Below are 17,872 nucleotides of genomic sequence, written 5' to 3'. Positions count from 1 at the left end.
TTGGAAGAGAATAAGTCTGATAATGTAGGCATAGCGCTTGTATTTGGTTTATTTGTTTTTTGTGGTGATTAACATATTACCAGATATCAAGCGCTTACTCGTTAAACTTGTGGGGATTCCTCAGACTAAAGTCCGACCTACAAAAAATCCACTAAAACCACAGCACCATTCATAGTCCCTTTCTAGGTTCAATGTAGGTTCGACTTCAGGCCATCAAGTTAAATGAAATTTAACCATCTTTAAGATGAATACCAACCTACAGTGATAATTAAGCTTTGAACTGACTTACTCATTCAAATACATCGGCGAGCCTTATTTTAGTATGCCGCGTTTTAATCAGTAATTTCGGTTGTTAATCGCTAGAAATACCCGTTCTAACTTTTAACTATGACTTTTTCTTAATGCTGGCGTACGCTCAAGACACTAAATAAACATTACGCCTTAACCCTGAGGACCATATTATGACCATTAAGTATTTTATAAGGTTATCTAGCCTACTGTTACTTTTATCACCCTTGGCAAATGCAGAGTTTGAACGCAAAATTGCCATTGATGAAAGTAACACCAGTACGCATAGCACAAAAGTTAATGGCAAAAAATTTGATTACACCGCCACTACCGGTACTCAGCCGGTTTGGGACGAAGAGGGTAACCCTACTGCTAGCCTTTTTTATACCTATTATCAACGCTCAAAAGTAAAAAACAAAGCGGCTCGGCCATTGCTAATATCATTTAATGGCGGCCCGGGTTCAGCGTCAGTTTGGATGCATGTGGCTTATACCGGCCCTAGAGTACTTAATGTCGACAGCGAAGGTTTTCCATTACAGCCATACGGCGTAAAAACTAATGACTTCTCCATTTTAGATAATGCTGATATTGTATTTGTTAACCCAGTCAATACTGGATATTCACGGGTTTTACCAAATAAAGCAGGTGAAATGCCATCAAAAGAACAACAAAAGAAAATGTTCTTTGGCGTCAATGCTGACGTTAAATACTTGGCTGAGTGGATTAACACCTTTGTTACCCGCCATAACCGCTGGCAGTCACCCAAATATCTTATTGGCGAAAGTTATGGCACTACCCGTGTATCAGGCTTAGCTTTAGAGCTACAATCTAGCCAGTGGATGTACCTTAATGGTGTTATTTTGGTGTCACCTACTGATATAGGTATTAAACGTGATGGTCCCGTAAAAGCAGCCAACCGTTTACCTTATTTTGCCGCAACCGCTTGGTACCACAAAGCGCTAGCTGACGACTTACAAAATAAAGATCTATTAGATATTTTACCTGAAATTGAAAAATTCACCCTTGAGCAATACTTGCCCGCTCTCGCCAAAGGTGGCTTTATTGCTGAAGATGAAAAACAGCGCATCGCCGAACAAGTCGCTCGATATTCTGGTTTATCGGTACAAGAAGTCTTGCGTAATAACTTAGATATTGAAACTTCTTACTTTTGGAAGGAAATACTACGTAACCGCGAGCAAACAGTGGGTCGTTTAGATTCTCGCTATTTAGGTATCGATGAGAAAGTTACCGGTAGTAGCCCTGATTACAACGCTGAATTAACCTCTTGGCTACACAGTTTTACGCCCGCAATAAATTATTATTTACGTGAAGAGCTCAATTACAAAACTGACCTTAAGTATAATATGTTCGGTAATGTGCACCCTTGGGATAGAAGCAACAATAAAACTGGTGAAAACTTACGTTTAGCCATGGCGCAAAACCCATATTTAAATGTGATGATCCAGTCAGGTTACTATGACGGTGCTACCAACTATTTTGATGCTAAATATACCTTATCGCAACTTGACCCCAGCGGTAAAATGCAAGACAGATTATCGTTTAAGGGTTACAAAAGTGGCCATATGATGTATTTGCGCTCTCAAGATTTAAAAGCATCTAATCAAGACATTCGTGAGTTTATCCAAGCCACCTTACCGAATAAAACCACACCAGCAAAATATCCCAGTAAACGCTAATTTAACCAGTATTTTACTACGTTAATCAATGTTGTCAGTACCTAGACGCTGACAACATTATTCCTACTCTGCCTATCAAATTGCCCACTCATTGTTTCCTCACTGTAAAAATAAAAACATATATCACAAGGAGAAAAGCAGGAGGACTACAGAAGGTAAAGCACAGCAAAATAAAACTTAAAATTTCCTGTAACTTATTGTGACTTACTGACAGCTGACAGCTAAAAACTTGTCTTTAAACTTGCCTTAATCCCTACTCATTCCCTTCTCATTCTTTCCTCCCTGTAAAAAAACAAAAATATCTCACAGTGAGATAAGCCAGAGGACTACAGAAGGTAAAGCACAGCACAGCAAAATAAAACTTAAAACTTCCTGTAACTTATTGTGACTTACTGACAGCTAAAAACTTGTCTTTAAACTTGCCTTAACCCCTACTCATTCCCTTCTCATTCTTTCCTCCCTGTAAAAAAACAGAAAATAATTAACAAGGCGAGAGGCAAGAGGTAAAAAGGCCACCAATCAGCAGCCTTCAGTAATCCTACGTTAGTTTAAATTTCGTAATCAATCACTTGGTAGCCTAGAGCCTGAAGCTGAGGTTTTAAGGTCTTGGCGTCACCAACCACTACCATTAACATCTCGCTTAAATCTAAATGCTTTTTCGCTAAAGCGTTAATTTCTGCTTTGCTGATATTAGCTACAATTTCATTGCGCTCTTTGACAAAACCAGCCGTTAAATCATGTTCTAGAATTTGCGCTAAAAAGCCCAGTTTACGACTCGGCGTTTCATATTTTAAAGCATCTTTTTGGTTGATGGCGTTGCGCATAAAGGCTAACTCTTCATCGCTAATACCTTGCTCCGCATAGTGGGTGATTTCTTTAACAAACTCAACAATTGACTTGTCAGTTACATCAGCACGCACTTCTGCACTCGCGGTGTAGGTGCCAGAGAATTTATCACCATAAAAATACGAACGCGCACCATAGGTATAGCCTTTATCTTCACGTAAATTTAAATTAATACGGCTATTAAATGCTCCACCTAAGGCAAAGTTCATTAAGTAGGCTCGATAGTATTCACCGGTAATATCTTCAGTAAGTGAACGTTTACCGATGCGAATAGCAGACTGCGCGGCATCATCTTTATTGACTAAATAAATAACGCCTCGCTTAGCATTTGAGTCTGGTAAGGTTAGCATTAGCTCTTTGCCTGCGCCTGTCAATGCTTTGAAGATGCTCAAAGACTGCAAAATATCGCGCTGGTTTAAATCTGACACCAATATTATTTCACTGCCTTTTGGCTGAACTTGCTGTTGATAAAGCGCTTTAATGTCGGCTAATTCGATATTAGCCAGTGAAGCTTCTGAACCCGAACTAGAGGTTGCCGCAATATTGTCGGCATGCAGTAACTGGCGATAAGCATTTGACGCTAAATATCCAGCATCTTTTTTGCCATTAATAGCTCCCTGAATAGCGTTACTTTTATTACGCTCGAATTCACTTGGCAAAAACGCTGGCGCAGTTAATTTTTCATAAACTAAGGCAAGCGTGGCGTCTATATGCTTAGTTAGTGCGTTTATATTGATGGCTAAATAGTCATTGCTCACTGAAATACTGACAGAAGCACCCAATTTTTGTAGGGCTTTGCTCATTTCTTCAGCGCTACGTTTAGTGGTCGACTCATTTAGCATTGCTGCTAAAAGCGCTGCTGTACCAGCCTTTTCTTTACTTTCATAATAGTGCCCCGCAGGCATTTTAATCAGCATTGAGGTGGTTGGTGTTTCGCTACTTTGTGTTGCCAGTATTTTAATACCATTAACAAAAGTTTCGCGCCACATTTTGGGTACTTCAACCGCTTTGTTGGCGCCAGCAACCGGCATCAGGCTACGGTCAAAATTATCTTGTGCTTTACGCACTTGTAGGTCGGCATCTGAGGTAATCGCGAGTGCAGGAATAACCCGTGCTGGTGGTGTGAAATTATCTTCTGCGGCAACTAATTCCTTTTGGCCTTTCGGTACTATGCTCATGATCACGCCATGTTTATTTTTAATATATTTTTGATAAACTCGCATCACATCGGCTTTGGTAACCTTGGCATAACGAGCAATGTCTTGCTCAATATAATTTGGCTTGCCTTTAAAGGTTTCATTCGCAGCCAATTGGCTGACTTTACCCGCTACACTTTGCAAACCAAAAACAAAGCTGGCTTCCATTTCGGCTTTTGCTTTGATTAAGTCGTCATCTTCAACACCACGACTTTCAAATTCAAGTAAGCTAGCACGAATCACTTTTTCCATATCTGCCAAGGTTTTACCTGACGCTGGATGCGGAAGTGCCAACAAGTTAAAAGTACAGGCGAGCTCGGCACAAGGATGACTGACCGAGGCCTGCACAGCCAACTGATTTTTAACTAAGTTTTTATAAAGTAATGAGGTTTTACCCCCACCTAAAATACTCGAGAGTAAATCTAGTGCGGCTTCGTCTTTATGCCTAACACTAACCGTTGGATAGGACATATACACTAAAGGTAAATGCACATTGTCTTCCATGGAAATATAGCGGTCAGCCTCAAGGGTAAAGCTGGATTTTTCAGGCATTTTTACCGCTGGGCCACGAGGAATAGTGCCAAAATATTTACTCACCATGGCCAAAGTGTCATCAACGTTGAGATCACCACCTATGGTTAATGTCGCATTGTTAGGACCATACCAGCGCAAGAAAAAAGCTTTTAAGTCATTAACATTAACGCGATTTAAGTCGTCAATATAACCAATGGTTTGCCATGAATAAGGATGACCTACAGGATACATAGCTTCCGCGACGCGTTCTCGCAAGAGTCCATAAGGACGATTTTCATAACTTTGACCACGTTCATTTTTTACTGTTTCACGTTGTATTTCAAATTTTTCTTGTGTCACAGCATCAACTAAAAAACCCATACGGTCAGCTTCAAGCCACAACATTTTTTCTAGTTGGTTCGCGGGTACAGTTTGAAAGTAATTCGTGCGATCACTGTTGGTAGTACCATTCATAGTGCCGCCAGATTCAGTGACTATTTTAAAGTGCTCGTCGTCAGCAACATTTTCTGAGCCTTGAAACATCATATGTTCAAAAAAATGCGCAAAACCTGACTTACCAATTTCTTCTCGGCCAGAGCCAACATGATAAGTCATATCAACATGAACCAAAGGGTCTGAGCTATCTTGATGTAAAATTAAGGTTAAACCGTTGTCTAAAACATATTTCTGATAAGGGATCACCGTTTTTTTGGCTGCTTTACGCACTTGCTCAACAAAAGTGATGCCATCAACAATGACATCAGGTGCTTGAGTTTGCACCTTATCGGTATTTTCACACGCGACTAAACAAGTCAGTAGCAGCGGTAACGTCCATTTCTTCAAAATATTTTCCTCGATTCAATCATGCTATAAATTTAGTAGGGCGAGTATAATTTTATCGCCATTGTGCATAAGTACAATAGCTAAGTGATATTATTCCACTGTTGACCTTAAGCTTAATGTAAAGTTCACCTGTGCCTATATCTGTGCTGGCTCGTCTAATACCAATCCCATTAAGTTATTGATCACTTGTACTAGTTAAAATAGCTCAAGGCTGTGTTGCTCTCAATCCCAATAGCGAGCTATTGCTCAATCGAGCGCCTTACCTTGAGTTATTTTTCCTGCGCACAACAAGATCACAAACTTAATGTAATTGGTATAAGATAACTTAGCCGTATAAGCTTAATACAAAAAATGCCACAGGCACCGTTGAGTTCGTTCAATACAGGCCTTGCAGCTTGAATGAGTGAATAGTAAATAATAGAAAAATTGTTTAAAAAAAAGGCCTCTGGGTAGAGGCCTAAATAACAACACACCATGAAGGGATCAGTCGGTGTTATTTAATAAGAACGTGCAGCGGCGATATTAATTTCAAAAAACGATATTACTCGTACTAAACATAATTCATTCGAAAGCTTAAAGTACGAGAGCAACACCCTTTTTTATCACTAGTGCGCTTGTTCCCAGTTATCGCCAATACCGGCTTCGGCAATTAATGGCACACTCATGGTGATGGCATTATTCATGATTTCAACCAAAGTTGCGGTGGTTTTCTCAACAATATCTTGGTGAATTTCAAAAATTAATTCATCGTGTACTTGCATGGTCATTTTGATTCTAGAGTCGTTTTGCGCTTGTATCCAAGCGTCAACCGCCAGCATAGCTTTTTTGATAATATCAGCCGCAGTACCTTGCATCGGTGCGTTAATAGCCGCACGTTCAGCGGCTTTTTTGCGCATAGCATTTTTTGCTTTAATATCGGGTAAATAAAGTCGACGACCAAATAATGTTTCAACATAACCGGTCTCACTTGCTTGTTGGCGGGTATCTTCCATGTACTTAGAAACATTAGGGTAACGCTCAAAGTATTTATCCATGTAGGCTTGTGCAGTATGGCGAGGCACATTCAACTGTTTTGCTAAGCCAAATGCCGACATACCATAAATTAAGCCAAAGTTAACCGCTTTCGCGCTGCGACGTTGGTCTATGGTGACTTCATCAAGCGGCACAGCAAATATCTCTGCTGCCGTTGCTTTATGCACATCTTTGCCTTCAGAAAACGCTTTAACTAAACCTGGGTCGTCTGATAAGTGCGCCATAATACGTAATTCAATTTGAGAATAATCTATCGCGACAATTTTATGCTCAGGCGGAGCAATAAAAGCTAAACGTATTTTACGGCCTTCTTCACTACGAATAGGAATGTTTTGCAGGTTTGGATCGGTTGACGATAAACGCCCTGTTGCCGTAACCGCTTGGTGATAAGAGGTATGAACACGATTAGTTGTTGCCCCCACTAGTAACGGTAACTTATCGGTATAAGTTGACTTTAACTTACTTAAGCCACGATTTTCTAAAATGACTTTCGGTAATGGGTAATCTAATGCTAACTCTTGTAACACTTCTTCTGCAGTTGAAGGCGCGCCTTTAGGGGTTTTCTTAATAACCGGTATTTTTAGCTCTTCAAACAAAATCACCTGTAATTGCTTAGGCGAGCTTAAGTTAAAACTTTTACCTGCGAGGTTATGGGCTTCAATTTCCAATTCAGCTAAACGTGTCCCAATTGACTGGCTTTGTTGTGCCAACATATCACAATCAATTAATACTCCGTGCTGCTCCATGCGAGCAAGTACTGGTAATAGCGGCATTTCAATATCAGTAAAAACCGATAGCTGCGCACTCACTTTTGCTAGTTGTGGATAAATAGCTTGATGTAAGCGCATGGTAATATCAGCATCTTCAGCGGCATAATGGCCAGCCTTTTCAATTTCAATTTGATTAAAAGTTAGCTGTTTTGCGCCCTTACCGGCGATATCTTCAAAATGTACAGTTTTATAAGCTAAATATTTTTCTGCTAGCGCGTCCATGTTGTGACGCGTGGCGACACTGTTCAAACAATAAGACTCAAGCATGGTGTCAAAAGCAATGCCTTGCATCGCAATATTATAATGCGAGAGTACATTGGCATCGTATTTTAAATTTTGCCCCACTTTAAAGCAGGTTTCACTCTCCAATAATGGCTTAAGTTGCTCAAGCACCCAGTCGAGTTCTAGCTGCTCTGGTGCGTCAATGTAATCATGCGTTAGTGGCACATAAGCCGCTTTACCGGCTTCAATACAAAATGATAAGCCTACCAGTTTAGCTTTCATATAATTAACGCTGGTGGTTTCAGTATCAAAAGCAAACAACTCAGCAGCGCTTAACTTTTCCAGCCAAACATTAAAACTGGCTTTATCAAGAATAATGTCATATTCAGTGTCAACGTCAGCAGGCAAGTCGGCAACGGCTTCGCTACTCTGTGCCGCTGCAGTATCGGCTTTGCTATCGCCAGCATCTAAATCGATTAATAAGCGTTTTAATTCAAACTTTTGGTAAAGCGCTCGTAATGTTTCGGTATCTGGTGCACTTGGTTGCAGTTCAGTAACACTTTGCTCAAGATCAACATCGAGCTTAATAGTGGCAAGTTCATAAGAAAGTGGCAAGTGTGTTAAAGCGGTACGTAAGTTCTCACCTACTTTGCCTTTAACGTCATCGGCATGTGCCATGACTTCTTTTAAGCTTGGATGGGCGGTTAACCATTTTACTGCGGTTTTAGGACCACACTTTTCTACGCCAGGAATGTTATCAACTTTATCGCCCATGAGCGCAAGGTAGTCGATGATCTGATCAGGGCGAACGCCAAATTTTTCAATAACGCCCGCTTCATCCATTTCTACATTGGTCATGGTGTTAATTAAACGCACATGTGGGTTAACTAACTGAGCCATATCTTTATCACCGGTTGAGATCACCGTTTCAATGCCTAAGGCAGTTGCTTGGTGCGATAACGTGCCAATGACATCATCAGCCTCTACGCCATCAATAACTAACAGTGGTAAACCCATGGCAACAATAATTTCATGTATTGGCGCAATTTGCGTGCGTAAATCATCCGGCATGGGTGGACGATTAGCTTTATATTCGGCATACATATCATTTCGAAAGGTTTTCCCTTTGGCATCAAATATCGCGACAATATTACCGTTCGGATAGTCTTTTTTCAGACTTCTGAGCATATTCAAAACGCCAGTAATAGCACCCGTAGGTTGACCATCTAAAGTGGACAAAGCTTGCAAATATGGCACGTGATATGCGCGAAATAAATAAGAGGAACCATCGACTAAAATAAGCGGTGATTGGTCAGAAGTTGGCATGATAATTTTATAACTGGGAGAAAGATTGGCTAAGCATGCCATAATCGGCAAATTGTCTCTAGCTATTCATTATATTTAGGCGCATCAATTAGCAATAATTGTGGATAAGTATGTTGAAAACCACAATGAAAAACCTTAAATCTTTGGTGGACTTTTCGGCAACTGTTGCTTAACTACTTGTATTAAATAAAAAAAGGCAAGTCAGAAATCCTTTTCACATATTTATTATTATTTTTTTATTATGTGGATAAATAAATGCTCTAGCTTAAATTTAGCTGTTCAATTAACGAACAATAAAAATAAGTAAGCTAAGAGGTTACCAGAAAACAACGTCATTACCAGACAATTGTTAAACTATTTTTAGCGTTTTATGACCCCTAGAAATAACAAAAAAACATAAGCTATATTGGGCAAGGGCTAGCTTAATTATATAAATTTAATTTTGGTAAAATTTAAATTTTCTTTGTCTTCATTAACTCAAAATATAACAAAATAGCGCATCAATTTTTGCGACTAACCGCCAGACTATTATTACAAAAAATAATTGAGCTTAGGGTGACATCAAAGCAAGATAAAAAACCTACTTTATCGACATTGGCTAATCATTAATTAAGTGCCGGTCCTTGCAACTGAAAACCTTTTTTAATTAAGTAATAACTTGGTGCCAGCAGTAAAAAATAGTGAACCAGAGCATAAACCCGTGTTAAGCAGAATATAGCTAAGTTAATTGCCGTTTCTCTGGTCGCCAATGTTGTGCCTAGTAATACCAGTTCCATTAAGTTTGTGATCTTGTTGTGCGCAGGAAAAATAACTCAAGGTAAGGCGCTCGATTGAGCAATAGCTGGCTATTGGGAGTGAGAGCAACACAGCCTTGAGCTATTTTAACGAGTACAAGTGAGCAATAACTTAATGGGATTGGTATAATATAGGACCAATAGATGAAGGTAGGTGTTAGGCTGAATAACCAATCACCAATGTTGAGGTCGTATTTTATTAACATGATTGTAGCTATGAGGTCTTAGCGGTCTTTACAGTACCTTGTTCTTAGCCAATCACTAGCCAATATTTATAAAAAAAGCAGATAGATCAAATTACTACTTAAAGAGTAGACATAAAAAAACGCTGTATCGTATCATCAACACAACGTTTAAATTAACTTATTCAACAAGCTTTACTCAATCATAGTTTGCAGAGTAGCCGTCATCTAAAGAGCGACTTTCTCTACCATTAACTCATAGTAACAAACTCTTCTGCTGAGGTTGGGTGAATAGCCACAGTGTTATCAAAATCAGCCTTGGTCGCGCCCATTTTCATGGCAACGGCAAAGCCTTGTAATAGTTCATCGCTACCAAAACCTATGCTATGAATACCGACTATTTTCTCTTCTTTACCCACACAAATTAATTTCATTCGAGTTGGGTCACGATAATCTTCAGTAACCGCTTGATATAAAGCAGTAAACTGAGAGCTATAGATCTTAACTTCTGCTTCACCGTACTCTTCTAGCGCTTCTTTTTCTGATAAACCAACCGTACCAATAACCGGATGGCTAAATACCACGGTTGCTATATTAGAATAATCTAAATACGAATCTGGCTTATTATTAAATAAACGTTCAGATAAGCGGCGTCCAGCAGCTACAGCAACTGGCGTTAACTGGGCTCGGCCAGTATTATCACCCACGGCATAAATGCCATCGACATCAGTATTTTGATATTTATCTGTTGGAATAAAACCACGCTCATCAAGCTCAATACCTGCTGAAGCGATATTAATATTATCGGTTGCTGGCTCACGGCCAATGGCCCAAATTAAAGTATCTACTGGACCCACACTGTTGCCATTTTCTAAATGAATGGTTAATTTGCCATCGTGATGTTTTTCAACATGCGTTGGCACGCTCATGGTATGTAATGTTGGACCATGTTTGGCCATTTGCTCTACTAAAGTGTCGCTTAGCATGTCATCAAAATTACGTAAGGGCTTTTCTTTGCGCACTAATAAGTGAGATTCACTGCCTAGTGCATGCAATACGCCGGCAAGCTCAACGGCAATGTAACCCGCACCCACCACAGCAACTTTTTTAGGTTGTTCGGTTAAAGCAAAAAAACCATCTGAATCAATACCATGCTCAGCCCCTTCGATATCAGGACGACTTGGGCGTCCACCTGTTGCAATGGTAATATGGTCAGCGGTATATAAAACACCATCAACGTCTAAAGTGTTTTTATCAACAAACTTAGCAAAACCCTTGATTACGGTAACGTCATTACTGGCAAAACCACGCGCATAAGCCGCATGAATGCGTTCGATATAAGCTTCTCTATTTTTGACTAACGTTGACCAATCAAAGCTTTGCAATGACGCTTTAAAACCATAGTCGTTCGCATAATGTAATGAGTCGGCAATTTGACCGGCATACCACATGACTTTTTTCGGTACACAACCGACATTCACACAGGTGCCACCAATATGCTTAGCTTCAATAATGGCTGCTTTTTTACCTAAACGTGCAGCCCGGTTTGCCGAGGCAATACCGCCACTACCGGCACCAATCGAGATGTAGTCAAAATGTTGTGTCATATTATTATTCCTGTGTGATTATATCTAATTATATTGCACTTAAAGAATCAAAATTCAAGCGCGTTAGCCAATATCGTTCATTATTGCCTCTTTATGAAAGCAAATGACATAATATTTGGTGATTAAATTTCAAATTTGCTGATCTAGCGTTAAATAGTGAAAGCTAAACCTTGATTATCGACTGTTCTGCCATTACATCTACAGCATCATCTAGTAAACATGTGAATTTTATGACCAATCCATTATTACAAAAGACATCACTACCGCAATTCTCCAAAATTAAGCCAGAACATATTAAACCTGCGGTTGAACAAGCCATCAGCGATTGCAAAACAGTGATTGGAGATATATTAGCAAACAATACCCAATTCACTTGGGATAATTTAATTGCCCCTATTGATGAAGTAAATGATGTTTTAGGTAAATTATGGTCACCGGTTTCGCATATGAATTCAGTAGTCAACAACGATGAACTGCGCGATGCTTACGAATCATGCTTACCACTATTATCTGCATACGGTACTTTTGTTGGCCAGCACGCTGAATTATTTGCTGCTTACCAGCAATTAAATGACAGTGAGGCGTTTAAAGCACTTAACGCTGCACAACAAAAAGTCATCAGCAACGCTTTAAAAGACTTCAAACTCTCAGGTATTGCACTGAACGAGCAAGACAAAAAACGCTATGGTGAAATTTCTACGCGCTTATCAGAACTTAGCTCAACTTTTGGTAATAATATTCTCGACGCCACGCAAGCCTTTAACGTTAATATTACTGATGAAACAGAGCTTGCAGGCTTACCTGAAAGTGCCAAAGAAGCCGCACAAGCTTTAGCACAAGCACAAGAGAAAACCGGTTGGTTATTTACCTTAGATATTCCAAGCTATTTACCCCTAATGATCTATGCTGACAATCAAGCGCTACGCGAAAAAATGTATCGCGCCTATGTTACCCGCGCTTCTGAAATAGGGCCAAACGGCAGCGAATATGATAATAGCCCTATTATGGCTGAAATACTGGCTTTGCGTCATGAAATTTCCAACTTACTCGGTTTTAACAGCTTTGCTGATAAATCATTAGCAACAAAAATGGCTAATAACAGCCATGAAGTATTAGGATTTTTAGAAGACCTAGCGGTTAAGTCAAAAAGCCAAGGCGAACAAGACTTAGTCGAAGTAACCACCTTTGCGAAACAAAACTTTGCTCAAAGTGACTTACAAGCATGGGATTTACCTTATTACAGTGAAAAACTAAAACAAGAGCGTTACGCTATTTCTGACGAAGCACTACGGCCTTACTTCCCTGAAAGCAAAGTCGTTGCTGGCTTATTTAAGGTGGTGCAGCGCTTGTTCGGTTTAAATATTAGCGAACGTAAAGGCGTAGATACTTGGCATAAAGATGTCAAATTTTTTGATGTCTTTGACAGTAAACAGCAACGTCGAGGCAGCTTTTATTTAGACTTGTACGCGCGTTCAAAAAAACGTGGCGGTGCTTGGATGGACGATTGTGTTGGTCGTCGTGAATTAGCTAATGGCGATATTCAATACCCAGTTGCTTACCTGACCTGCAATTTTAATGGCCCAGTTGGCGACAAACCTGCCTTATTCACCCATGACGAAGTGGTAACCTTATTCCACGAATTTGGCCACGGTATTCATCACATGCTAACGCAAATCAATGCGGCAGGTGTTTCGGGTATTGACGGTGTGCCATGGGACGCGGTTGAGCTACCCAGCCAATTTTTAGAAAACTGGTGCTGGCAACCAGAAGCACTAGCCTTTATTTCAGGTCACTACCAAACTGATGAAGCTTTACCACAAGACATGCTCGACAAAATGTTAGCGGCCAAGAACTTTCAATCAGCTATGCAAATGATCCGTCAACTTGAGTTCAGCTTATTTGACTTTAAAATGCATGCCGAATATTGCCCAGAAACAGGAGATCAAATTCAGCAAGTGTTAAATAAAGTGCGCCAAGATTACGCGGTTATTAAAGCGCCTGAGTTCAATCGCTTTCAACACAGCTTTGGTCACATTTTTGCTGGTGGTTATGCCGCGGGTTATTACAGCTATAAGTGGGCCGAAGTATTATCAAGCGATGCTTTTTCTCGCTTTGAAGACGAAGGTATTTTCAACCAAAGCGTGGGTCATGACTTTTTAACCAATATACTAGAAATGGGCGGTTCAAAAGAGCCAAGTGAACTCTTTAAAGCCTTCCGTGGCCGAGCGCCTGAAATAGCAGCCCTACTACGTCACAGTGGCATTACAGGTTAATCACAATGGCATTAGAAAAATTCGATGATATTTATCAACGCGCCGCTGCCCGCAAAGGCGGTGCGGCTTCACTCAATATATTGCTAGGCCCAGGTAAGCAAGATCATTTGTTACCCGCAATAACTGATGACCGGTTTTTATCTGCATTCAGTAAAAAAGTTTTTCAGTCAGGTTTTGTTTGGCGAGTTGTTGAAAAAAAATGGCCAAATTTCGAAGAAAGCTTTTTCAATTTTAATATCGAAAAAGTTTTAATGATGCCAGAAGAAATGATGGAACGAAAAGCTAGCGACCCTAAAATCATCCGTAACTTTAATAAAGTGAAAACCATTAAAGCTAACGCACATATGATTTTTGACCAGCAACAACAAGGTCATAGTTTTGCTGAATTTATTGCAAAATGGCCCAGTAACGACATTATTGGTTTATGGGCTTATTTAAAAAAGCAGGGTCAACGCCTAGGGGGTAATACTGGAGCTTATTCTTTGCGCGCGTTAGGTAAGGACACTTTTATTATTAGCCGTGATGTTGAAGCTTATTTTCGTGCTCATGACATTATTACTGGTGGTGTTCAAACAAAATCTAGCTTAAACGCCATGCAAACAAGCTTTAATGACTGGCAACAGCAGTGTGACCTGTCATTGGGCCAACTTAGTCGCCTTATTGCTTACGCCACCGGTGATAACTATATGCATTTAGAAGGTGTTATCGATGCTAGATAACATTGCTGTTGCTTATGTAGACTCTGTCGATGTCGACAAAGCAAAAAAAATTGCCAAAAAATGGCAACTTGATTATATCGGTGATATTGCCGCAGTAAAAAATTATCCTAAGCTACTTTTTGCTCTACAAGTTAACATGCAACGCTTAGAGCTGAGTAAACTTGACGAGCCAAAACTTGGCGCTATTTGCGTTGACTTTGTTGATGGCGCCACAGCCCACCGGCGTAAGTTTGGTGGCGGCCGAGGTCAAGATATTGCTAAAGCGGTGGGCTTAAAACATGGTTTTACCCCCAAAGTGCTTGATGCCACCGCCGGTTTAGGTGGTGATGCCTTTGTTTTAGCAACCTTAGGTTGTTACGTCACTATGATGGAACGTATGCCCATTGTAGCCGCCTTGCTCGAAGATGGCTTAGCACGCGCTAAACTCAGTAGTGAAATTAATGATATTACCGAGCGCATGAGCTTAATTAACTCGTCATTAATTGCTGATATCCCGTTAACCCAGCAACCTGATGTTATTTACCTTGATCCTATGTATCCACACCGTGAAAAATCAGCCGCGGTAAAAAAAGAAATGCGCGTATTTCAGTCGCTAGTTGGTGAAGACCTTGATGCTGACAACTTGCTAGCACCCGCCGTTGCATTAGCCAAATATCGCGTTGTCGTTAAACGCCCAAGTTATGCGCCACCACTGGCGGGTAAAACACCATCAACCAGTATTAAGATGAAAAAAAACCGCTTTGATGTTTATGTAAATCAAGCGATTCCAAAAAATAATTAACGTAATTGTGCCAACACTTAATTGGGAATAAATTGATTAAAAATTTAAATTTATAGTTTTTTCAAGTATTCACCTGCGTAATGTCTGGCATTATTCTACACTCAAAGCAGATCTATTTAGCTAGAAATAAATGACAATTTTTATGTCAATAGAGCAAGAGCAAGAGCAATTAATAAGGCTTCGCATAAGTTCATTCATATTGTCGATAAGAACTGATGGCACAGTAAATACTGCGCCTATGCTGCACACAACAAAAATTATTCGTGTACTCTGGTAAAATTCTGGTACTTCATTAACCACAACGACAATGGAAATATTATGATCACATTAAATGCAACTATGCCTGATGGGCAACTACAAGAATTAAAAGATGGTGAGATGGTCACCCACAAAACTTCAGCGCTTTTCGCTAACAAAAAAGTGGTGATGTTTGCCGTACCCGGCGCATTTACCCCCACCTGTTCGGTAACGCATTTACCTGGCTATGTTGTTTCAGCCGATGAGTTAACAGCAAAAGGTGTAGACGCTATTATTTGCGTCGCGATTAATGACGCCTTCGTCATGTCAGCTTGGGGAAAAGCACAAAATGCTGAAAACCTAATGATGTTGGCTGATGGCGATGGCAGCTACACCAAAGCACTAGGTCTTGAAATGGACACAGCAGCTTTTGGTGGCTTACGCTCGCAACGCTACTCTATGGTTATCGACAATGGTGTAGTAACAAACTTAAACGTTGAAAAGCCTAGAGAGTTTGAAGTCAGTAATGCTGAAACTATTCTTAAACAGCTGTAAAAGCGATTTAATCTGCGGTTAAAGCAACAAGGGAGCCAAGTGCTTCCTTTTTTATTAACAGTGATTTTTACACATTAGACTAAGAAAAATCACCCTCAAATTAAATGACCTAAACGCCGATAAATGACCCAGAGAATATTAGAGAGCGATAAACACACTTTTATAGTATCGCGCTGCTTCATCATCTCACGTATAATGCTGGCTTTTAAAGCATAAATTAGGTTATTTCGTTGATATTTTCAGATGTAGTTATTATTGGTGCTGGCGCTGCAGGCTTAATGGCAGCAGCAACCGCTGGCTATCGAGGCCGTAGTGTAACTGTGGTTGACATGGGTAAAAAACCGGGCAGAAAAATATTAATTTCTGGTGGCGGTCGCTGTAATTTTACTAATGAAAATGCCAGCCCAGAAAATTACTTATGCCAAAATCCTCATTTCGCAAAATCAGCACTTAGCCGTTATAGCGCACAAGACTTTATTGAGCTTGTTGACCGCCATGGCCTTAATTATCATCATAAGACTATAGGGCAGTTATTTTGTGATAATAGCGCCAAAGATATCGTTGATATATTGATGACCGAATGTGAGTGGGCCGGTGTCGATGTAGTTATGCGTAGTGAGGTGGTCTCAGTTAACAAAAATGAAACTGGATATGAAGTCATTACCGCCGATGAAAGCTACCAATGTGAATCATTAATTATCGCTTCGGGTGGCTTAACCATGCCAAAATTAGGTGCTAGCCCAATTGGCTATAAAGTTGCCGAACAGTTTGGCTTAAAGGTATTGCCGACAATCGCTGCATTAGTGCCCTTTACCTTGCATGATCACGACAAGCAAAAATTTGATGGTTTATCAGGCATCAGTATCGCCACTGAAGTGTCCAGTGAAGATGGCACAAAATTTAAAGAAAATATTTTATTCACTCACCGTGGTTTATCTGGCCCCGCCATCTTGCAAATTTCGTCATTCTGGCGCTCAGGGCAAGCGGTAACCATTAACTTGTTGCCAGAGTCACCCATCGATAAGTTGATCAACGAATGGCGTGAAAGCAGTGGACAAAAATCACTAAAAAATATGCTCTCAACCGTGCTACCCAAGCGCTTTATTGAAGCTTTACTAAAACAAAAAGATATTTCTGATAAAGCCATTAACCAAATCAGTAACGACGAAGTTACTTACTTAAGCCAATACCTACATCACTGGCAAATAAAACCCAACGGCACTGAAGGCTATCGCACGGCTGAGGTAACATTAGGCGGCGTAGACACTGACGAGATTTCGTCAAAAACTTTTGAAGCAAAAAAAGCCAAAGGTTTATTTTTTATTGGTGAAGCTATAGATGTAACCGGCTGGTTAGGCGGCTATAATTTTCAGTTTGCCTGGAGCAGCGGCGTGGCTTGTGGGCAAGCGGTTTAATGCCTTTAATCGATACCTTTTCCACGACACCTGTCGAACCGTAACTAATATATCTCTTTCATACTGACTTCCAAATCCCATATGCATATATTCTATTTGCTCACCATCGGGGATTCGTAATTGTCCTGTATACCAATGCGCAAAAACTCGGTCTTTGAATCCAGCCTTTAGACTCGTGAGGTATAACATCTCATGGGTTATTTCCCAATCACCTAAATACCCCCTCCATAAGATCGATTATGCCAAGCCATAATTGTAAACAACTTATGGGTCTTTGTAGCTTATTAAAATATCCACCGATGAAGTAAATTGCGGTTATCTTCGGGCTTACCGCTCATATTAGTAAAACTCTTGAATTTGAGCCAAGTTAAAACCGTTATTATAAAATAACATCAAGTCACTCACTGTTTAAGTTTGACGTTATGCGCTATTTAGCCAAGCTTGAGTAAGATCGATTATGCCACCCATGATAACTTCAAGTCATAATTATAAGTAACCTACGGGTCTTTATAGCTCTTAAAATATCCACTCATGAAGTAAATTGCGGTTATCTTCGGGCTTACCGCTCATATTGGT

At 40.1% G+C, this 17,872-nt stretch carries 10 protein-coding genes; 7 read left to right on the top strand and 3 right to left on the bottom strand.

Features of this window, described 5'->3' with window-relative positions; translation table 11 throughout:
* Positions 1 to 461: 461 nt before the first annotated feature.
* Positions 462 to 1,985, top strand: coding sequence for a S10 family peptidase (locus tag ESZ39_RS15570; protein ID WP_146880842.1), 1,524 nt, complete (start codon positions 462 to 464; stop codon positions 1,983 to 1,985).
* Positions 1,986 to 2,533: 548 nt separating this feature from the next.
* Here ESZ39_RS15570 and ESZ39_RS15565 read toward each other — a convergent pair.
* The 3 genes from ESZ39_RS15565 to gorA all read right to left on the bottom strand — a co-directional run bounded on the left by ESZ39_RS15565 (position 2,534) and on the right by gorA (position 11,316).
* Positions 2,534 to 5,383: a M16 family metallopeptidase gene (locus tag ESZ39_RS15565; protein WP_223270415.1), complete on the bottom strand. Its 2,850-nt coding sequence runs from the start codon at positions 5,381 to 5,383 to the stop codon at positions 2,534 to 2,536.
* A gap of 605 nt (positions 5,384 to 5,988) precedes the next feature.
* Complete coding sequence (polA, locus tag ESZ39_RS15560) at positions 5,989 to 8,733, bottom strand: DNA polymerase I (RefSeq protein ID WP_146880840.1); 2,745 nt, start codon at positions 8,731 to 8,733, stop codon at positions 5,989 to 5,991.
* A gap of 1,227 nt (positions 8,734 to 9,960) precedes the next feature.
* Entirely contained in the window at positions 9,961 to 11,316 is a 1,356-nt protein-coding gene (gorA, locus tag ESZ39_RS15555; RefSeq protein WP_146880839.1) for a glutathione-disulfide reductase, read from the bottom strand.
* A 230-nt stretch (positions 11,317 to 11,546) separates the two neighbouring features.
* Here gorA and prlC point away from each other — a divergent pair, with 230 nt between their 5' ends.
* The 6 genes from prlC (at position 11,547) to ESZ39_RS15530 (ending at position 17,296) form a co-directional block, all read left to right on the top strand.
* Positions 11,547 to 13,589 (top strand): oligopeptidase A, encoded by a 2,043-nt coding sequence (gene prlC / locus ESZ39_RS15550; protein ID WP_146880838.1) that lies wholly within the window; start codon positions 11,547 to 11,549, stop codon positions 13,587 to 13,589.
* Between the two features lie 5 nt (positions 13,590 to 13,594).
* Positions 13,595 to 14,308, top strand: coding sequence for a DNA-3-methyladenine glycosylase I (locus tag ESZ39_RS15545; protein ID WP_146880837.1), 714 nt, complete (start codon positions 13,595 to 13,597; stop codon positions 14,306 to 14,308).
* Positions 14,298 to 15,089 carry a class I SAM-dependent methyltransferase gene (locus ESZ39_RS15540; protein WP_146880836.1) on the top strand — a complete coding sequence of 264 codons (792 nt, stop codon included), beginning with the start codon at positions 14,298 to 14,300 and terminating at the stop codon, positions 15,087 to 15,089. Before ESZ39_RS15545 ends, ESZ39_RS15540 begins: the two co-directional genes overlap by 11 nt.
* Before the next feature lie 130 nt (positions 15,090 to 15,219).
* Complete coding sequence (locus ESZ39_RS17860; protein WP_191321821.1) at positions 15,220 to 15,366, top strand: hypothetical protein; 147 nt, start codon at positions 15,220 to 15,222, stop codon at positions 15,364 to 15,366.
* Positions 15,367 to 15,407: 41 nt separating this feature from the next.
* Entirely contained in the window at positions 15,408 to 15,881 is a 474-nt protein-coding gene (locus tag ESZ39_RS15535; RefSeq protein WP_146880835.1) for a peroxiredoxin, read from the top strand.
* Positions 15,882 to 16,159: 278 nt separating this feature from the next.
* Positions 16,160 to 17,296 (top strand): NAD(P)/FAD-dependent oxidoreductase, encoded by a 1,137-nt coding sequence (locus ESZ39_RS15530; RefSeq protein WP_411266888.1) that lies wholly within the window; start codon positions 16,160 to 16,162, stop codon positions 17,294 to 17,296.
* The last annotated feature ends 576 nt before the right edge of the window (positions 17,297 to 17,872 follow it).

This window comes from Colwellia sp. C1TZA3 (genome assembly GCF_007954265.1).
GTDB lineage: Bacteria > Pseudomonadota > Gammaproteobacteria > Enterobacterales > Alteromonadaceae > Cognaticolwellia.
This window is presented reverse-complemented; position numbering and strand designations above follow the sequence as displayed.

What these genes read in the sequence shown, in the direction of transcription:
- ESZ39_RS15570 (WP_146880842.1), top strand. Translation starts at nt 462, where the DNA reads ATGACCATTAAGTATTTTATAAGGTTATCTAGCCTACTGTTACTTTTA.
- polA (WP_146880840.1), bottom strand. Translation starts at nt 8,733, where the DNA reads ATGCCAACTTCTGACCAATCACCGCTTATTTTAGTCGATGGTTCCTCT.
- gorA (WP_146880839.1), bottom strand. Translation starts at nt 11,316, where the DNA reads ATGACACAACATTTTGACTACATCTCGATTGGTGCCGGTAGTGGCGGT.
- prlC (WP_146880838.1), top strand. Translation starts at nt 11,547, where the DNA reads ATGACCAATCCATTATTACAAAAGACATCACTACCGCAATTCTCCAAA.
- ESZ39_RS15545 (WP_146880837.1), top strand. Translation starts at nt 13,595, where the DNA reads ATGGCATTAGAAAAATTCGATGATATTTATCAACGCGCCGCTGCCCGC.
- ESZ39_RS15540 (WP_146880836.1), top strand. Translation starts at nt 14,298, where the DNA reads ATGCTAGATAACATTGCTGTTGCTTATGTAGACTCTGTCGATGTCGAC.
- ESZ39_RS17860 (WP_191321821.1), top strand. Translation starts at nt 15,220, where the DNA reads ATGACAATTTTTATGTCAATAGAGCAAGAGCAAGAGCAATTAATAAGG.
- ESZ39_RS15535 (WP_146880835.1), top strand. Translation starts at nt 15,408, where the DNA reads ATGATCACATTAAATGCAACTATGCCTGATGGGCAACTACAAGAATTA.
- ESZ39_RS15530 (WP_411266888.1), top strand. Translation starts at nt 16,160, where the DNA reads ATGGCAGCAGCAACCGCTGGCTATCGAGGCCGTAGTGTAACTGTGGTT.